This is a genomic window from Stutzerimonas stutzeri (assembly GCF_000935215.1).
In the GTDB taxonomy this organism is placed as follows: Bacteria; Pseudomonadota; Gammaproteobacteria; order Pseudomonadales; family Pseudomonadaceae; genus Stutzerimonas.
Genome location: NZ_JXXD01000165.1, coordinates 24569 through 43119, shown reverse-complemented (window position 1 = coordinate 43119; position 18551 = coordinate 24569). Strand labels below are relative to the sequence as shown.

15 protein-coding genes and 1 pseudogene are annotated in these 18551 nt (G+C 63.0%); 10 read left to right on the top strand and 6 right to left on the bottom strand.

What is annotated here, in order from left to right; genetic code table 11:
- Positions 1-88: 88 nt before the first annotated feature.
- The 7 genes from LO50_RS16995 (at position 89) to alr (ending at position 7214) form a co-directional block, all read left to right on the top strand.
- Positions 89-2257: a PAS domain-containing protein gene (locus tag LO50_RS16995; protein WP_044315730.1), complete on the top strand. Its 2169-nt coding sequence runs from the start codon at positions 89-91 to the stop codon at positions 2255-2257.
- 179 nt (positions 2258-2436) lie between these two features.
- On the top strand, positions 2437-2853 hold the full coding sequence (rpsF, locus tag LO50_RS16990) for a 30S ribosomal protein S6 (protein WP_003298557.1): 417 nt from the start codon (positions 2437-2439) through the stop codon (positions 2851-2853).
- A gap of 28 nt (positions 2854-2881) precedes the next feature.
- Positions 2882-3112 (top strand): 30S ribosomal protein S18, encoded by a 231-nt coding sequence (rpsR, locus tag LO50_RS16985; protein ID WP_003283112.1) that lies wholly within the window; start codon positions 2882-2884, stop codon positions 3110-3112.
- Positions 3113-3146: 34 nt separating this feature from the next.
- The gene (locus LO50_RS16980) at positions 3147-4040 is read left to right on the top strand and encodes a YybS family protein (RefSeq protein WP_014819052.1); all 894 of its coding nucleotides are present in this window, start codon (positions 3147-3149) and stop codon (positions 4038-4040) included.
- A gap of 21 nt (positions 4041-4061) precedes the next feature.
- Positions 4062-4508, top strand: a complete 447-nt coding sequence (rplI, locus tag LO50_RS16975; protein ID WP_044315729.1) for a 50S ribosomal protein L9 — start codon at positions 4062-4064, stop codon at positions 4506-4508.
- 103 nt (positions 4509-4611) lie between these two features.
- Positions 4612-6006: a replicative DNA helicase gene (gene dnaB / locus LO50_RS16970; RefSeq protein ID WP_014819054.1), complete on the top strand. Its 1395-nt coding sequence runs from the start codon at positions 4612-4614 to the stop codon at positions 6004-6006.
- A 131-nt stretch (positions 6007-6137) separates the two neighbouring features.
- Complete coding sequence (gene alr, locus LO50_RS16965) at positions 6138-7214, top strand: alanine racemase (protein WP_044315728.1); 1077 nt, start codon at positions 6138-6140, stop codon at positions 7212-7214.
- 108 nt (positions 7215-7322) lie between these two features.
- Here alr and LO50_RS25435 read toward each other — a convergent pair.
- Positions 7323-7472: pseudogene (locus tag LO50_RS25435) on the bottom strand (7TM-DISM domain-containing protein); the annotation flags it as partial.
- Between LO50_RS25435 and LO50_RS25430 the strand changes: the two are divergent.
- Positions 7401-7718, top strand: a complete 318-nt coding sequence (locus LO50_RS25430; RefSeq protein ID WP_044315727.1) for a hypothetical protein — start codon at positions 7401-7403, stop codon at positions 7716-7718. The pseudogene LO50_RS25435 and the gene LO50_RS25430 overlap by 72 nt on opposite strands.
- A gap of 78 nt (positions 7719-7796) precedes the next feature.
- On the top strand, positions 7797-10076 hold the full coding sequence (locus LO50_RS16955; RefSeq protein ID WP_044315726.1) for a YgiQ family radical SAM protein: 2280 nt from the start codon (positions 7797-7799) through the stop codon (positions 10074-10076).
- A 55-nt stretch (positions 10077-10131) separates the two neighbouring features.
- Here the strand turns inward: LO50_RS16955 and LO50_RS16950 are convergent, their stop codons facing one another.
- Positions 10132-12093: a methyl-accepting chemotaxis protein gene (locus LO50_RS16950; RefSeq protein WP_044315725.1), complete on the bottom strand. Its 1962-nt coding sequence runs from the start codon at positions 12091-12093 to the stop codon at positions 10132-10134.
- A gap of 137 nt (positions 12094-12230) precedes the next feature.
- Positions 12231-13826 (bottom strand): response regulator, encoded by a 1596-nt coding sequence (locus LO50_RS16945; protein WP_044315724.1) that lies wholly within the window; start codon positions 13824-13826, stop codon positions 12231-12233.
- A gap of 215 nt (positions 13827-14041) precedes the next feature.
- Between LO50_RS16945 and LO50_RS16940 the strand changes: the two genes are divergently transcribed.
- Entirely contained in the window at positions 14042-15100 is a 1059-nt protein-coding gene (locus tag LO50_RS16940; RefSeq protein ID WP_044315723.1) for a DUF2333 family protein, read from the top strand.
- 58 nt (positions 15101-15158) lie between these two features.
- On the opposite strand, the gene LO50_RS16935 is transcribed toward LO50_RS16940, so the two are convergent.
- The 3 genes from LO50_RS16935 to LO50_RS16925 form a co-directional block, all read right to left on the bottom strand.
- The gene (locus tag LO50_RS16935) at positions 15159-16496 is read right to left on the bottom strand and encodes a sigma-54-dependent transcriptional regulator (RefSeq protein ID WP_044315722.1); all 1338 of its coding nucleotides are present in this window, start codon (positions 16494-16496) and stop codon (positions 15159-15161) included.
- Positions 16497-16620: 124 nt separating this feature from the next.
- Positions 16621-18213 carry a sensor histidine kinase gene (locus LO50_RS16930; protein ID WP_041015969.1) on the bottom strand — a complete coding sequence of 531 codons (1593 nt, stop codon included), beginning with the start codon at positions 18211-18213 and terminating at the stop codon, positions 16621-16623.
- On the bottom strand, positions 18203-18436 hold the full coding sequence (locus LO50_RS16925) for a PP0621 family protein (protein WP_014819063.1): 234 nt from the start codon (positions 18434-18436) through the stop codon (positions 18203-18205). The genes LO50_RS16930 and LO50_RS16925 overlap by 11 nt, the downstream gene beginning before the upstream one ends.
- Positions 18437-18551 lie beyond the last annotated feature (115 nt).

Below are 18551 nucleotides of genomic sequence, written 5' to 3'. Positions count from 1 at the left end.
CTCGTCATATTTTGCTTGAGGGCTCCGGGTGCTGCCGGAGCCTTGCTGGGTTAGTTACGCGGCGTCAGGCTCGTACCATGGAGGTTGTATGCAGCAGCGCCCGTCTTTCGAAAGTCTGTTCCGGCTATCCCCGAATGCTTATGTCCTGCTTGATCGTGACCTGGTCATTCTGGATGCGAATGCCGCTTACCTGACGCTTACCGGGCGAAAACTGACGGATATCCAGGGGCAGCGCCTTCATGAAGCCTTCGCTGCCGATCCGCTCAGTCCCGAGATGACCCGAGTGCAAGAGTTGCTCGATTCGTTTGCGCGGGTGCTCAGCCGCAAGGCAGTCGATACGTTGCCGGTGATTCGTTACTCCATCGCGCGACAAACGCCGCTTGGCCCGGTTTACGAGGATCGTTACTGGAGCGCCACGCACACGCCAATCCTGGATGAGCAAGGAGAGGTCGTTGCGATTCTGCAGCACACCTCGGACATTACCGAGCTGCAGGCAATGAAAGATTCGTTGAGTCAGGCGGCAGCCGGTCGGCAGCCCTTGCAGCAGTTGGAGCAAGGCGTAATGTCCCGTGCCAGGCTGCTGCAGTCTGAAGGCGAGCAGCTGCGCCGTCTGTTCGCGCAGGCGCCTGGGTTCGTCTGCTTTCTGCGCGGCCCTGATCATGTATATGAACTGGTCAATGATGCCTATCGGCAGGTCACCGGGCACCGTCAGCTGCTTGGTAAGACGGTTCGCGAGGGATTGCCCGAGATCGAGGGGCAGGCCCTCATCGGTCTGCTCGACGAGGTCTATCGCACCGGTCAGCCGTATGTCGGCAAACGTGTATCGCTGTTCCTGAGACGGCATCCGGACAAGGAACCACAGGAAGCGATTCTGGATTTCGTTTTGCAGCCGATCGTCGAGAACGACGGCGGGGTCATTGGCATCTTCGTTCAAGGGCAGGATGTGACCGAGCAGCAGCGCAAAGAGGCGGAGCTGCAGCGTTATCGCGATCACCTGGAAGAGCTGGTCCGTGAGCGAACCCTGGCGCTGCAGCAAAGTGAGGGCGAGCGACAGGTGGCCGAGCAGGCCCTGCAGCAGGCTCAGCGGTTGGAGGCAGTGGGCAAGCTGACTGGTGGCATCGCGCACGACTTCAACAACATGCTGCAGATCATCGGAGGCAACCTGCAGCTGCTGCGGCGTGGTCTCGGTAGCGATCAGACTGCAGCGCGACGGTTGGACTCGGCCGTCAGCGGGGTCGAGAAGGGTGCGCGTCTGGCGTCGCAGCTGCTGGCTTTCGCCAGCCGCCAACCATTGTTGCCGCGTCAGGTGCACTTGCCGGAGCTGCTTGAGCAGATGCACGAGCTGCTAAATGGGGCGCTGGGTTCGGCGGTACAGCTGGAGCTGGAGGTGCTGGGCGAGCCATGGCCGGTGTTCGCCGATGTCGGCAATCTGCAGAGCGTAGTGTTGAACCTCGCTTCCAACGCGCGCGATGCGATGGCGGGTAGCGGACGTGTGGTGCTGCGTCTGGAGAATCGCCAGCTGGGCGAGGATGCGCCTGGCAACTCGCGTGGCGATTACGTCCTGCTCAGTGTCATCGACGAGGGCGGCGGCATGAGTGACGACGTGCGCGCCCGGGCATTCGAACCCTTCTTCACCACCAAGCAGGACAGCAATGCCTCCGGTCTAGGCTTGAGCATGGTTTATGGATTCGTCAAACAGAGCGGTGGCTTCGTTACGCTGGAGAGCGGCGAGCGCGGTGGTACCGCTGTGCATGTGCATTTGCCGCGCTGCGTCGATGACGGGCAGCGGCAGGGCGCGGGAGGTGATCTCTCTGCAGGTCCGGCCAAAGCGGTGGCGGGCGACTTGCAGCCTGACGATGTCGTGGAAAACCCGGCGGCCGATGATGCCAGTCTGAAGATCCTCTTCGTCGAGGATGACCCGACCCTGCGCATGCTTACCGGTGAAGTGATGATGGAGCTAGGGCATCAGGTCGTCGCAAGCGAGACAGCGGAAGAGGCCCTGGAGGCGCTGGGGCAGCAGCCTTTCGACGTGCTGCTGACGGATGTCGGCCTAGCCGGGATGAGCGGAATCGATCTGGCGCGTGAAGCTAGTGCGCGTCATCCGAGGTTATCGCTGGTGATCGCCTCGGGCTATGCGGTCAATGCTTCGGATGTGGGCCTCGATCAGTTGCGTACCATGCTGAAGCCGTACGATATCCACCAGGTTCGCGAGCTGCTCGATGGTATTCGCGCCGAGCGTGCAGCGCTGCGCAACTGAATGTCTAAAGCTGGTTAAATATTCACCAGTCCGCCTTGCGCCGCTGTCAGCCCTTCTCTAGAATGGCGCCCCTTGCCTGGACGGCAGGCGTTTGCGCGCCTACCTGCAAGCAAGACAACAAGTCATTCACTCCTTGCCTGACCGCTTAGTCGGCAGGCTGCAACCCGTAAGGAGCAATTATGCGTCATTACGAAATCATCTTTCTGGTTCACCCGGACCAGAGCGAGCAGGTCGGCGGCATGGTGGAGCGTTACACCAAGCTGATCGAAGAAGACGGTGGCAAGATTCACCGCCTGGAAGACTGGGGCCGTCGTCAGCTGGCTTACGCCATCAACAACGTGCACAAGGCTCACTATGTGATGCTGAACGTCGAGTGCAGTGGCAAGGCCCTGGCCGAGCTGGAAGACAACTTCCGCTACAACGACGCCGTCATCCGTAACCTGATCATTCGTCGCGACGAAGCCGAGACCGAACAGTCTGAAATGCTCAAGGCCGAGGAAAACCGTAGCGAGCGCCGCGAGCGTCGTGATCGCCCTGACAACACTGACGGCTCCAACGAGAGCGACAGTGACAGCGATAACAACGCTGACGAGTAATCCACGGATCTATTGAGGAGCCTATTTCATGGCACGTTTTTTCCGTCGTCGTAAGTTCTGCCGTTTCACCGCCGAAGGCGTGAAAGAGATCGACTACAAAGATCTCAACACCCTGAAGGCCTATATCTCCGAGACCGGCAAGATCGTTCCTAGCCGTATCACCGGAACCAAGGCACGTTATCAGCGTCAGCTGGCTACCGCTATCAAGCGCGCCCGCTACCTGGCCCTGCTGCCCTACACCGACAGCCACGGCCGTTGATCCGGCTGGTCGACAGAAGTAAAGGATAAATCGCATGCGTGCCCTGGCTGAGTTCATCATGCGCGGCCGTATGCAAGCCATCTTCGTGGTGGCGGGTGCTGCAGCGTTGCCCATGTTGTTCTGGCTGAGTGCAGCCGCGGGCAGCCTGGTGTTGTTGCGCCGTGGCCTCAACGATGCGTTGGGTGTGCTGGTCTGGGCGGTATTGCCGGCACTGGCCTGGTGGTACTTCGGCGATCCGCGAACCCTGCTGGTATTGCTGGGCTCGCTGGGGCTGGCGTTACTGCTGCGCAGTCAGGCTTCGTGGGTGCGGGTGATGTTGTGCAGTGTGGGCCTTGGACTGCTGTATGTCTGGGCTCTCGGTGCGGTGTTCGGCGAGCCCATTGCGGCGCTGGCCAGCGAACTGCAGAAAGTGTTGCCTGACGCATTGTCAGGCGCCTATCAGCAGCTTTCGGTGGAGGAGCGCGGACGCTTGGAGTCCTTGTTGGCACCGGTACTGACCGGCCTTCTGGCTGCACTGCTGCAGGTCGTCACCCTGCTTAGCCTGATGCTTGGTCGTTACTGGCAGGCAGCGTTGTACAACCCGGGCGGTTTCGGCAGTGAGTTTCGTACGCTGCGGTTCCCGCCACTGCTGGCGGTGCTGCTGCTGGTCGGCATGCTGCTTGGACCGAACCTGGGTGCGCAGCTGGCGGTTTTGACGCCGTTGTGCAGTGTACCGCTGGTGTTTGCCGGTATCGCGCTAATGCACGGGCTGGTGGCTCAGGGGCGGCTGCCGCGATTCTGGCTGGTGGGGCTGTACGTCACGCTGGTGCTGTTCATGCAGTTGATTTATCCGTTACTGGCCGTTTTGGCCATTGTCGACAGTCTGTTTGATTTTCGTGGTCGCGCAGCCGGTAAGAATGGCGCGGGACCTGCGAACGGTGAAGGTTAAAAGTTAAGAGGTAAGACTCAAATGGAAGTCATCCTGCTGGAAAAAGTCGCAAACCTGGGCAACCTGGGCGACAAGGTAAACGTCAAGTCTGGTTACGGTCGCAACTACCTGCTGCCGCAGCGCAGGGCTACTGCTGCTACCGCAGCCAACATCGCCGAGTTCGAAGCTCGTCGTGCTGACCTGGAAAAAGCTGCTGCCGAGCGTAAGGCTTCTGCCGAAACTCGCGCCGCTCAGCTGGCCGAACTGGAAGTCACCATCACCGCTACCGCGGGCGATGAGGGCAAGCTGTTCGGTTCCATCGGCACTCACGACATCGCCGACGCACTGACCGCCTCTGGCGTTGAAGTAGCGAAGAGCGAAGTCCGTCTGCCGAACGGCACCATCCGTCAGGTTGGTGAGTACGACGTAGCTGTGCACCTGCACACCGACGTCGAAGCGACCGTCAAGCTGATCGTCGTAGCCGGCTAAGCCATCGTCTGGCACCGCTGGTGCCTGACGAGTAACATCGGGCACGTTTCCACGCGAGTGGAACGTGCCCTTTGTTTTTTTGTAGTTTCGAATTCCGAGTGCCATGAACGACATCAGTGTCCCCCAGCAATACGATCTGGAAACCGCAGCGCTCAAGGTACCGCCGCACTCCATCGAGGCAGAGCAGGCGGTGCTTGGCGGCCTGATGCTGGACAACAATGCCTGGGAGCGCGTGCTCGATCAGGTATCCGATGGCGATTTCTATCGCCACGATCATCGCCTCATCTTCCGTGCCATCTTCACCCTGGCCGAGCGCAACTCGCCGTTCGACGTGGTCACCCTGTCCGAGCAACTGGACAAGGAAGGGCACCTGCCGCAGGTCGGCGGCCTGGCCTATCTCGGTGAGCTGGCGAAGAACACGCCTTCGGTTGCGAACATCAAGGCCTACGCGCAGATCATTCGCGAGCGCGCCACATTGCGCCAGCTGATCGGCATCAGCAACGAGATCGCCGACAGCGCCTACGCGCCACAGGGGCGTACCGGCGAAGAAATTCTCGACGAAGCCGAGCGCCTGATCTTCCAGATCGCCGAAGCGCGGCCCAAGACCGGCGGACCGATCGGCATCAACGACATTCTGGTCAAAGCCATCGATCGTATCGACACCCTCTTCAATGCGGGTGAGGCGATCACCGGCCTGTCCACCGGCTTTACCGATCTCGACGAAGCCACCAACGGACTGCAACCGGCTGACCTGATCATCGTTGCCGGTCGTCCGTCCATGGGTAAGACGACATTCGCCATGAACCTTGTCGAGAATGCCGTGCTGCGCACCGACAAGGCGGTACTGGTGTTTTCCCTGGAAATGCCCGCGGACTCCATCGTCATTCGTATGCTCGCTTCGCTCGGCCGCATCGACCAGACCAAGGTCCGCGCGGGTAAGCTTGAGGACGACGACTGGCCGCGGCTGACCTCCGCGGTGAATCTGCTCAACGACCGTAAGCTGTTCATCGACGATACCGCCGGCATCAGCCCGTCGGAGATGCGTGCGCGGACCCGGCGCCTGGCCCGTGAGCACGGCGAGATCGCCATGATCATGGTCGACTACCTGCAGCTGATGCAGATCCCAGGCTCGAGCGGCGACAATCGGACCAACGAGATTTCCGAGATTTCGCGCTCGCTCAAGGGCCTCGCCAAGGAATTCAACTGTCCGGTGATCGCCCTGTCGCAGCTCAACCGCTCGCTCGAACAGCGCCCCAACAAGCGTCCGGTGAACTCCGACTTGCGTGAATCGGGGGCAATCGAGCAGGACGCCGACATCATCATGTTCGTCTACCGGGACGAGGTCTATCACCCCGAAACCGAGTACAAGGGCGTCGCCGAAATTATCATCGGCAAGCAGCGTAACGGCCCGATCGGCACAACGCGTCTGGCGTTCCTCGGCCGCTATTCACGCTTCGAGAACCTGGCACCGGGCAGCTACCAGTTCGACGACGAGTAAGCGTAGCTGCTGTGGCGTTTTTGACGGCGGGCTGTATGTTGTTGCCGCCCGACTCAGCCGAACGCCAGCCTGCGCGGCCCGGTCCACAGGAGTAAGATTTCGCCCACCCGCCGTTGTACAGGAAAAACTTCATGCGTCCGCTGGTTGCCACGGTCGATCTGACCGCGCTTCGTCACAACTACCTGCTCGCCAAGCAATGCGCGCCGCAGCGCCAGGCGTTTGCCGTGGTCAAGGCCAATGCCTACGGGCATGGCGCACGGGAAGCGGTTACGGCGCTACGCGAGATTGCCGACGGCTATGCCGTGGCCTGCCTGGAAGAAGCGGAAGAGGTTCGCCTCAGTGCGCCCGATGCCCGCATCCTGCTGCTGGAAGGTTGTTTCGAGCCGGCTGAGTATTTGCGCGCCGCCGAGCTTGGGCTGGATGTTGCCATCCAGGATCAGCGTCAGGCCGATTGGTTGCTGGCGGCCGATCTGCCGCGGCCGTTGAATGTGTGGTTGAAGCTGGATTCGGGCATGCACAGGTTGGGCTTCACCCTGCACGGCCTGCGCGAATGCCATGCGCGGCTCAGGGGCAAGGCACAGGTTGGCGAGCTCAACCTGATCAGCCACTTCGCCTGCGCCGATGAGCGCGGTCATGCCCTGACCGAGCTGCAGCTGGAGCGCTACAGCGAATTGCTGGCCCTGGAGTTCGATAACTGCTCGCTGGCCAACTCTGCCGCGGTGTTGGCGTTGCCGCAGGCACACATGGCCTGGATTCGTCCCGGCATCATGCTTTATGGCGCCACGCCGTTCGCCGAACTGAGTGCGCAGGAACTTGGATTGCGCCCGGTGATGACGCTGACCGGTGCCCTGATCGCCGTGCGTGATGTGTCCGAAGGTGAAAGTGTCGGCTATGGCGCCAGCTGGGTCGCGCAACGCGCCTCGCGTATCGGCACGGTCAGCTGCGGCTATGCCGATGGTTACCCGCGTACCGCGCCTTCGGGCACCTCGGTGGTGATTCATGGCCAGCGCGTGCCGCTGGCCGGCCGGGTCTCAATGGACATGCTGGCGGTGGATCTCACCGATCTGCCGCAGGCGCAGGTAGAGGATGCCGTGGAGTTGTGGGGCGCGCAGATGCCAATCGACGAGCTGGCCCAGGCCTGCGGGACCATCGGCTACGAGCTGCTGACCAAGGTGACCGGGCGTGTACCGCGCCGCTACATCGGTTGATCGGCGGGCCGTGCTTGCTCTTCCTGCTGGACCCAGTTCCCGCGCCCTGGATTGTCGCTCGATCCAGCCACCGTTGCCGTCCGGCAAATAGATGCGTAGGTCTTTCAGGGTTACCGATCCGACTTCCAGCCACCATTGAAACGGTGCATCGCTTTCCCGTTGCAGGCTGACGCGGATCCACCAGGGATGCGGACTCTGTCCGACACTGGCCTTGCCTTCGGCTGGCACGAAGCGCGCCTTTACGTCCGGGCGTTGCAGGTCGTCGATGTTCAGCTCGGCTCCGGGATCGGCCAGCAGCGTGACGTGGGCATTCAGTCCGCGGCCACTGTCACTGGCACTCAGGAGGGCGGTTTCGGCATGAGCGGAGGCCTGGCTGCAAAGGCTCAGGAGCAAGGCGAAAAGGACGACGCGCACCAGACACTCCCGGGCTCGAAGCAATGGTTGAGTCGCGCGAGTATAGCGGGCGGCAGTGACACTTCGCGCGCCCGTCGCGGAGGTCGATAAAGACCCTGCGTGATGGTCGGACTTGGTTATTTTTTGTGCTATATTCCGCCCCCGTTTTCGTTGTCCCGGTTCCCCGCCATGCACGCCGCAAAGCCATTGTTCGACTATCCCAAGTACTGGGCCGAGTGTTTCGGTCCGGCGCCGTTCCTGCCAATGAGCAGGGAGGAGATGGATCAGCTCGGCTGGGATTCCTGCGACATCATCATCATCACCGGTGATGCCTACGTCGATCATCCGTCCTTTGGCATGGCGATCATCGGCCGACTGCTCGAAGCGCAGGGGTTTCGCGTCGGCATCATCAGCCAGCCGGACTGGCACAGCAAAGACGACTTCACGAAGCTCGGCGAGCCGAATCTGTTCTTCGGTGTCGCCGCCGGCAACATGGACTCGATGATCAATCGCTACACGGCCGACCGCAAGGTGCGCTCCGACGACGCCTACACGGCGGGTGGCCTGGCAGGCAAACGGCCCGATCGCGCCAGCCTGGTCTATAGCCAGCGCTGCAAGGAGGCCTACAAGCACGTTCCGGTGGTGCTTGGCGGCATCGAGGCCTCGCTGCGGCGCATCGCCCATTACGACTACTGGTCGGACAAGGTGCGTCGCTCGATCCTGATGGATGCCACGGCGGATGTGCTGCTCTACGGCAACGCCGAGCGCGCTATCGTCGAGGTGGCGCAGCGCCTGGCCCGCGGCGAACCGATCGAAGCGATCACCGACGTGCGCGGCACCGCGTTCATCCGCAAGGACACGCCCGAGGGCTGGTTCGAGATCGACTCCACCCGCATCGACCGTCCGGGCAAGATCGACAAGATCATCAATCCCTACGTCAATACGCAGGACCTGTCCGCCTGCGCCATCGAGAAGGACAAGGGTCCGCAGGACGACCCGAACGAAGCCCGCCCGGTCGAGCTGCTGCCGCACCCGAAACTCGAGCGTGATCGCACGGTGATCCGCCTGCCGTCGTTCGAGAAGGTGCGCAACGACCCGGCGCTGTATGCCCACGCCAACCGCGTGCTGCACCTGGAGACCAACCCCGGTAACGCCCGTGCGCTGGTCCAGCGTCACGATGATCGTGAGTTGTGGCTCAACCCGCCGCCCATTCCGCTGACCACCGAGGAAATGGACTACGTGTTCGCCGCGCCCTATGCGCGGGTGCCGCATCCAGCCTATGCCGGGGCGAAGATCCCGGCCTACGAGATGATTCGCTTCTCGGTGAACATCATGCGTGGCTGCTTCGGTGGCTGCACCTTCTGCTCGATCACCGAGCACGAGGGCCGCATCATCCAGAGCCGTTCCCACGAGTCGATCCTGCATGAGATCGAGGAGATGAAGAACGTACCGGGCTTCACCGGCGTGGTCTCCGATCTCGGCGGGCCGACTGCCAACATGTATCGCCTGGCCTGCAAGAGCCACGAAATCGAGAAGCACTGCCGCAAGCCGTCCTGCGTGTTCCCTGGCATCTGCGAGAACCTCGACACCGACCACAGCTCGCTGATCGAGCTGTACCGCAAGGCACGTGCACTGCCGGGTGTGAAAAAGATTCTGATCGCCTCCGGCCTGCGCTACGACCTCGCCGTGGAGTCGCCGGAGTACGTCAAGGAGCTGGTCACCCACCACGTCGGCGGCTACCTGAAGATCGCGCCGGAGCACACCGAGCGTGGTCCGCTGGACAAGATGATGAAGCCGGGCATCGGCAGCTACGATCGCTTCAAGCGGATGTTCGAGAAGTACTCGAAAGAGGCGGGCAAGGAGCAATACCTGATCCCATACTTCATCGCCGCGCACCCTGGCACCACCGACGAGGACATGATGAACCTCGCCCTGTGGCTCAAGGCCAACGGTTTCCGCGCCGACCAGGTGCAGGCGTTCTATCCGTCGCCGATGGCCTCGGCCACCGCCATGTACCACACCGGCAAGAACCCGCTGCGCAAGGTGACCTACAAGAGCGAAGGCGTCACCGTGGTCAAGAGCGAGGAGCAGCGGCGCCTGCACAAGGCCTTCCTGCGCTATCACGATCCCAAGGGTTGGCCGCTGCTGCGTGAGGCGCTGATTCGTATGGGCCGCGCCGACCTGATCGGCAATGGCAAGCACCAGCTGATCCCGGCGCACCAGCCGGCCACCGAGGGCTACCAGAGCGCGCGGCGCAAGAACTCGACGCCAGTCGGCAGCAAGAAGGCCGGGCTGGGCGGCAAGATCCTCACCCAGCACAACGGCCTGCCGCCACGCAGCCATGACGGCAACGCCTGGGACAAGCGCGAGCAGGCCAAGGCCGCGGCCGAGGCCCGGCGCAAGGCGGAAAAGAGCGGCAAGCCGGCTGGCAAGGGTGGTAAGTCGCAGCGTCCGGTCGCCCCCCGCTAGCGGTAGGGAGGCTTGCCGGCATAAAGAAACGGAGCGCCAGGCTCCGTTTTCTTTTTCAGAATCTGAACGCCTGGGTCGCGCGATCCAGTTCGCTGCCCAGCTGCAGCATCTGCGCACTTTGCTCACGTCCCCGGCTGATGTGATTCAGGTTGGCGTCGCCGAGCTGGTGGATACGCTCACTGTGTCCGCGAATCTCGCCCACCGCTTCGCCCTGCTGGGCGGTCGCCTGGGCGATCTGTTCGGCCATGCGGCTGATGGTGGCGATGGTCGAGACGATCTCGTCCAGTGCCTGATCGGCACTTTCGGCGAGGTTCGCCGTGCTTTGCGCATGCTCGACCTGGCTGCGCATCGCCTCGACCGACTGTCGTGCCGCCAGTTGCAGGCGACCGATCAGTTGCTGGATCTCCTCGGTCGCACCGCTGGTGCGCTGCGCCAGTGAACGCACTTCGTCGGCCACCACGGCGAACCCGCGTCCATGCCCGCCGGCGCGGGCCGCCTCGATGGCGGCATTCAACGCGAGCAGATTGGTCTGTTCAGCGATGGCACGGATAACAGTCAGCACGTTGCCGATGGTGGTGGTTTCGTCGGCCAGGCGTTCGATTGCCGCCGCATTGTCCTGCACTTCGCTGACCAGCCCATGCAGGCCGGTCAGGCTCTGGCCGATCACCTGCTGACCCTGATGCACGGCGCGCGCCGCAGCGCGGCTCGCCTCGGCGGCTTCTCCGGCACCATCGGCGACCTGCTGGATGGTGGCCTCCAGTTCGCTCAGCGAATCGCGTATCTGTGCGGTATCGCCGGTCTGGCGCTGGGCGCCTTCGTGCAGGTCGCTGCTCATTTCGTCGAGGCTTCGACTGCTGGCGGCGACCTGGGTCGCCTGCTGGCGCAAGGTTCCGACCAGGCCAAGCAGGTAGCTGCGCAGGCGATTGAGCGAGCTTTCGATATCGGCGATCTCGCGGATCTTCGACTCGATCCGTGCATCGCCGGCGAAGTCTCCCTCGGCCCATTCCGAAAGTGCCGGCACCAGCTGACCGAGAGCTCGGGTCAGCTGGCGTTGCAGACGATCGATGGCCAGGGCGATCAGCAGGATCAGCAGGATGATGCCGCCCTGCAGCATGCGCACCTCCGCCTGGATACGGCCATGCTCGGCGCGTACCGCTGGCTCCAGCTCGGCCAGGGCCTGTTGCACGGCATCGATCTTGCCGGCGCTGCTCTGCAGCAGCTCGCTGCGCTGGCGGATCAGCTGCCGGGTGCGCTGCAGCTCGGCCGGGTAGCGCTTGATCAGGCTGGTCAGCTCGCGCTTGAGCGCAACGCCCTGGTCTTCACTGGTCTGCTTCGCGGCATCGCCGAGATCGAGCAGGGCGGCGAAATTGCTCGCGGCCGACTGCTCGGCTGCGAGCACGCCGAGTAACGGCAGTGCCTCGAGCTTTGCGGCGTCCTGTTCGAGGTTATGCAGGGTCTGCTCCACTTCGCTGGCCAGTTCATCCCGGCCGGAGGCGACCAGCTTTCCCCTTGCGTGGCTGAGCCGCAGCAGCTGTTGCCCGGCCGAGAAAAGAGGCTGTTGATAGTGTCGCGCGCTCGGATGATCGGCTTCCGCCTGGTAGTCGTCGAGCTGCGACAGCGCTCCGGCCATTTCGCGCTCTGCCTGCAGCAGCAAGCCCTGCGGATCGCCGGCGAGCTTGCCGGCCGCGAGCAGGTCGGTGGCGGTGAAGCGGACCAGCTCTTCCAGGCTCGGGCGTAGCGGTTCCGCCAGACCATCCGGAAGTTCGATTACGTCGCGCTGGAGATCGGTGAGCGCCTGCTGCGCCTGGCTATGACGCAATGCGTCACCGCTGGCGAGATAACCCTGAATATTTTCCGCTGCCTGATGCTGGAACTGTTGAGACAGCCCCAGGTAACGCGCCATGAGCAGGTAGGGGCGCTCCATGGCACGCTCGGACCACCAGAGCGTGGCACCCAGCGCGAGACAGACAGCAATGAGCAGCAGGGTGTTGAGAGTGGTGAGCGACTTCAGGCGCATCCTCGCCTCGCAGAACGAATCAGGAGGCTTGCAAGGTATGGCAGTTTGATGTCATTCGCGTTACAGCGAGCGCGGGCCTGCCAGGTCGCCGCCTCTGCGAGGCGCTGTCTGGCGTGGCGATTGGGGTATCCGTCGTGTCAGTAGCGTTCGACGCGATTGCGGCCGCCATGCTTGGCGCGATACAGCGCTTCGTCGGCCTGTTGGGTGAGCGTCTTGACCTCGGCATCGCCGGCCAGCTCGGTGATACCGCAGCTGAAGGTGCAGCTGAGGTCGTGGGGCTGGGCTGGAAAGCGGATCTCCGCGAAGCGCTGGCGGATCTCGTCGAGTACCTTGCAGGCGACGTCCGCTGGCGTGTCCGGCAATACCACAGCGAACTCTTCGCCACCGTAGCGGCCGATGTGATCGGTCTTGCGCAAACGCTGCTTCAGGAACAGCGCGAGGCTCTTGATCACCCGGTCGCCCATGGGATGACCAAAGGTGTCGTTGACCTGCTTGAAGTGGTCGATATCCAGCATGGCGAAGCTCAGCGGGCTGTTGTCGCGGCGCGCACGGAAGCGGGCGTCCTCGAGCAACTGCAGGCTGTGGGTGTGGTTGTAGAGCCCGGTCAGGCTGTCGCGGACGATGCGTGCCTTCAGACTTCTGGCGCGGGTCGCGCGGGTGCGCACGGTGGCGATCAGGTGACTGGGCTTGATTGGCTTGGTGAGGAAGTCGTCGCCGCCTTCGCCCATGGCGTCGAGCTGTTTGTCCAGGTCGTCCTCGGCCGAGAGGTAGATGATCGGCACGCTGACATAGCGCTCGTGCTGACGAATCACCTTGGCCAGTTCGGTGCCCTGGCACTCGGGCATGTACATGTCGAGGATGATCAGGTCCGGTTGAAACTCGGCCAGAGCGCCGATGGCCTGAATCGGCTCGATCAGCGTCTGGGTGACGATGCCGGCGTTGTTAAGCACTCGCTCGGTGTGGGTGGCCTGGGCCCGGGAGTCGTCGATGATCAGTACGCGGATCGGTTCGTAGTGCGCCGTGCGGGTGAATATTTCGATCTTCTCCAGCAGGCTGCTGGCGTCGAGGGTGCCGGTAAAGAACTCCAGACCACCGGCGCGCACCGCAGCAAGGCGCGTTGGCGTATCGGTTTCCAGGTGGCTGAAGAACAGCATCGGCAGCTTCGATTCCAGCCCCTGTTGGACCTGCTCGGCGAGGCGCAGCCCTTCGCTCGGACCGTTGAAATCCACCTCCATGACGATCGCGGCCGGATGGCGGCGATGCATCGCGGTGCGGAAGGCCGCGACATTGCTGAACGCCTGCGCGGACATGCTGAAAAAGTCCAGCTGGCGTACCAGGTGTTCGGCGCGCTGCTGATCCTGCAGGGCGATGTACACCGGCTTGCTCAGTGGCGGCAGAAACGACTGATTATGCGGATCGCTGTGGCGCAGCCCGGTGCGCGCCAGACGGTAGATCAGCTGACTGAGGGTGGAGATGGTGCTGCTGGAGAGACGGCCGCGGTTGTCCCGGATGTCGCTCAGGCAGTCTTCGATGTTCAGTGCAAGCTCGCTGTGTTCGGTCTGCTCGAATCGGTCGGCGAAGCGCCGCAGCCGCGTCGTCGCTTCGGTCAGGGCAGCGTGGTAGTCCTCGTTCCATTCGCTGCGTTGCAGTTGCTGCCAAACCTCCAGCACTTCGCGTGCCTGGTGAATGACCCGCTGGGCGAAATGCTGCTTGAGTTCTTCCTGATCCGACATCGCGATTCTTCCCGGTGCACAGGGTGCGCTGCCCTGGCTTTATGGTGGCGGCATGCTATCACTGCGGCGGTGCTTTGGAAGTCCACTGTGCGGTAGTGGTTCTCAATTTGGCGCTGAGTGAGCAGGGGCCCTGCGTTATAGTAAAGGCATGTCAGCGCAACGTCTCCGACGTCGTGCGGTCGAACCCCAGAACTCGCGAGAAGGACACATTGCCCATGTTGGACTGGAAGAATCGCTTCGCTCGTCTCGGCCGCTCGAGTGGCCCTTCCGGCGGGGCCGGACGGCGGGAGGGTAATCCGCTTCTGCTGGTTCTTGCCGTCCTGCTGGGCGTGTACCTGCTGGTTACCTTGGTGCTCGGCTGGCACTGGAGCCGCGAACCCGATCTGTTTCCCGTACAGCAGAGCGCCCGCCAGGCAGCCGAGGCCTCACAGCGGCAGTTGGTCAGCGGCTATACCACCGTGGAAACGCTCAAGCGTGTTGCCAGTACCTTGCTGGATAAGCCGGGTGGCTACCTGAGCAACGATATCGCGCCGCCGGGTCTGTGGCTGGACAACATGCCGAGCTGGGAATATGGCGTGCTGGTGCAGGTGCGAGATCTCGCTCGTGCGCTGCGCAAGGACTTCGCCCGCTCGCAGTCGCAGTCGACCGAGGACACCGATCTGGCCAAGGCCGAGCCGCTGTTCAACTTCGACAATCGCAGCTGGGCATTGCCGGCCTCCGAGTCCGAGTACCGCAACGCTATCCGCGGCCTGGATCGCTACCTGGCTCGGCTCAGCGATCCGCAGCCCAAGGCACTGTTCTACACGCGTGCTGACAACCTTAACAACTGGCTGGGCGATGCCGCCACGCGGCTCGGCTCGCTGTCCCAGCGCCTCTCTGCCAGCGTTGGCCGGGTGCGGCTGGATGCTGATGTTGCGCCCGAACAGGAGCGTGCGGGCGTCGTGCCGCAGGTCAAGGAGCAGGTCGTCGAAACGCCGTGGTTGCAGATCGACAACGTCTTCTTCGAGGCGCGTGGTCAGGCGTGGGCTTTGTCACATCTGCTGCGCGCGATCGAGGTTGATTTCGCCGACGTGCTGGCGAAAAAGAACGCCACCATCAGCGTGCGGCAGATCATCCGCGAGCTTGAGGCCGCGCAGGAGCCGCTGTGGAGTCCGATGGTGCTCAATGGCAGCGGCTACGGCGTGCTGGCCAATCACTCGCTGGTGATGGCCAACTACATCTCCCGTGCCAATGCGGCGATCATCGATCTGCGCAACCTGCTGACGCAGGGGTAAGGCGAGCACCCCAGCAAGCGTCGTGTCTGAGTGGCTCGACGCCAATCTGGCTCATCGCTCAGTCCAGTCCGAGTTTTTTCAACCGGTAACGCATCGAACGGAAGGTCAGCCCCAGCCGTTGGGCCGCCGCGGTGCGGTTCCAGCGGGTTTCCTCCAGCGCCTGCATGATCAGCTTGCGCTCGATCTCTTCCAGGTGATCTTCCAGATTGTCGATCTGCGCCAGACTGGCTTCACCGTTCTCCGATACGCCTGGGCTGTCTGCCAGGCGTAGATCGCCCGCCTTGATCTCATCGCCCTCGCAGAGTGTGTAGGCCCGCTCGAGCATGTTCTCCAGCTCACGAACGTTCCCCGGGAAGCGATAGTTTTCCAGCTTGGCCAGAGCATCCGGGTGCAGGCGAGCGCTGCTGTCACCGCACTCCGCCGCAAGACGCCGAAGCATGGCTTCGGCGAGCAGGCCGATGTCTTCGCGACGCTCGCGCAGTGGCGGCACGCGCAGTTCGATGACATTCAAGCGGTAATACAGATCCTGGCGGAAACGGCCTGCGGCCACTTCGCTGGCGAGGTCCTTGTGGGTGGCGCAGAGGATGCGCACATCGACCATTAGTTCCTGAGCGCCGCCGACCGCGCGTACAGCCTTTTCCTGGATCGCGCGCAGCAGCTTGACCTGCATCGGCAGCGGCAGGTCGGCGACCTCGTCGAGGAACAGCGTGCCGCCATTGGCGGCCTGGAATAGCCCGGGCTTGTCCTCGATGGCGCCACTGAAGCTGCCTTTCTTGTGGCCGAAGAACTCGCTTTCCATCAGTTCCGACGGGATCGCGCCGCAGTTGACGGGCACAAAGGGCTTTTCACTGCGAGGACCCTGCTCGTGAATCAGTCGGGCCACCAGCTCCTTGCCGCTGCCGGACTCGCCGCTGATATAAACCGGCGCCTGGCTGCGGGCGAGTTTGCCGATCTGCTTGCGAAGGGTCTTCATGGGTGGCGAGCTGCCGAGCAGGCGGCTGTCCACCGGCATTTCCGCTGTGGGCGCCCTCAGGCGCAGGGCCGTGCCGACCAGCTCGCGCAAGCGGTTGAGGTCCACCGGTTTGGTGAGAAAGTCGAATGCCCCAGCCTTGAGCGCGCCAATGGCGGTATCCAGGCTGCCGTATGCAGTGATCATCGCCACCGGCAGTTGCGGGTGCTGTTGCTGAATGTATTGCACCAGCTCCAGGCCGCTGCCATCGGGCAGACGCATATCGGTAAGGCACAGGTCGTAATGCTCGCGGGCCAGGCATTCGCGCGCTTCCTTGAGATTGCGAGCGCTGCGGGTATCGAGTTTCATGCGGCCAAGAGTGATTTCCAGCAGTTCGCGGATATCCGGCTCGTCATCGATGATCAGTGCTTTTTGGCGCGCGGTCATGGTCCTGCTCTTGATTCGTGAAGCGATGGTCGCCGGGGATGGCGGCTGAGGAGCATGTTAACTCCGCCGGCGGTGTCGTGGCTGTCGCTTTGGTCGATGTGTGATGTGTTGCCGGCAGCGAGGCTCAGCTCAGCTTGCGCGGGTGGGCGAAGACGATGCGGAAGCAGCTGCCGCCCTCGGGGCGCTCGCGGTAGTCCAGGCGTGCCTGGTTGCTTTCGCACAGCTCGCGGGAGATATATAGCCCCAGCCCGGTGCCTTTGCTTTCGGTGGTGAAGAACGGTTCGAAGATGTTCTGAAGTTGCTCGGCGGCGATACCAGGGCCGTCATCGAGCACTTCGACGATAGGCAGGTCGCTGGCTTCGTCACGGAACAGGCGGAGCCAGACCTGCGCCCGCGGATTCTGCTGGCCGCTGTAGCGCAGCCCGTTCTGGACCAGGTTGGTCAGCACCTGGGTCAGCTGATTGGGGTCCATGCGGGTCTGCAGCGAGCTGCCCACGGTATCCAGGTGCAGGGTCTGCTGCGGGCCGAGCCCCTGGCGGAACTCGCTGGCGAAACGATGCAGCCAGTACTTCAGGTCCAGCAGCTGGGGTTCGGCCTGGCGCCGCCGGGAAAGCTGGAGGACGTTCTCGATCACCAGGTTCATCCGCCGTGAATGATCCTGAATGATCTGTGCCAGACGGCGGTCAGGTCCGTCCAGTTCTTCGGATTCCTGAAGCAGCTGCGCGGCATGGCTGATGGCGCCCAGTGGATTGCGGATTTCATGGGCAATGCTGGCTGTGAGGCGTCCGAGGGAGGCGAGCTTGAGCTGTTGTGCCTTCTGTGCGATCTGCGAGATGTCTTCGAGAAACACCAGTGTGTCGAGCTTGTTCCCGTGCTGCAGCGCGGCGAAGCTCGGCTGCAGCGTTGGGCCGCCAGGCGTTGCCCTGAGGTTCGGTGGGCGCAGGGTCGGATTGCCTCGCCACTGTTGCAGTGCCTTGAGCAGTTCCGGGCAGCGCGGTGCGAGGCGTTCGCCTGCCAGCGAGTCCTGGCCGAGCAGTTGCAGAGCCCCCTGATTGGCGAGCAGAACGCGCTCCTGCGGGTCCAGCACCATGATGCCGGTACGCATGCGCTGGAGGATCAGCGCGTTGAGCGCCTCCAGGTTCGCCACCTCTTCCGCACGCTGGCGTGCCAGCGTCTCGCTGACCTGCAGACGGCGAGCCAGCCCCTGAACCAGGAAGGCGGCAGCAAAGCAGAGCGTGCCGAGTGCGCTGGCCTGAACGTACTGGCTGCTGGCTTCGGGGCGTTGAATGCTGAGGTAGAAGGTCAGGTAGATCAGGCCTGTCGCAGCAACCGCGGCGATGAAGAAACCGACCCTGCCACGCAGCAGTATGTTGGCGATGGCAACGGCGACTATCAGCAGGTTGCCGATACCGCTGGGGGTGCCACCGCCGAAGTAGAACAGCCCGGACAGCAGGATGACGTCCATCAGCGCCAGCCCGAGCACGGGCAGATCGCGCTCCGGGTTCTGCACCAGCACGGCGACGATGATGTTGAGGATCAGGTAGATCCAGGCGCCGTACTGAAAGAGCTGCGGGTTGCTCATCTCCAGCAGGTCGTTGTGCAGGTCGGCGCTGATCAGCAGAACCAGCGCCAGGCCGATAGTCAGCCGATAGAGGTGGTACAGGCGGAGAATCCGCCGTCCCTGATCGCCAAAGAAGGTGAGGTTTTCAGTGCCCACCAGGAGTGCTGTCCTGCTCCAGGTGAGCGCGGCTGCAGTACCAGCGATCCTGCGACTGCAGCGCCTGGTCCTGCGGGACGTGCACGCCGCACTGAGCGCAACGCACCATTGGCAGGGTGGTCTGGCGAGGCTTGGGGGCGGCTTTCTTCTGCGCGAAACGGCGCCACAGCCAGAACGCGGCGCCAATCAGTGCAATCCAGAACAGCAGGCGAAACAGACCCATATCGATTCCTTCCTGATTAAGCGTGGTGGCCTGCGATCAATTGAGCCCGGTCACTGCCGGCCCGTTTCGCCGCGCGCGCCGAATGCGAGGACGGCGCTGCGGAAGTCGGTCAGCA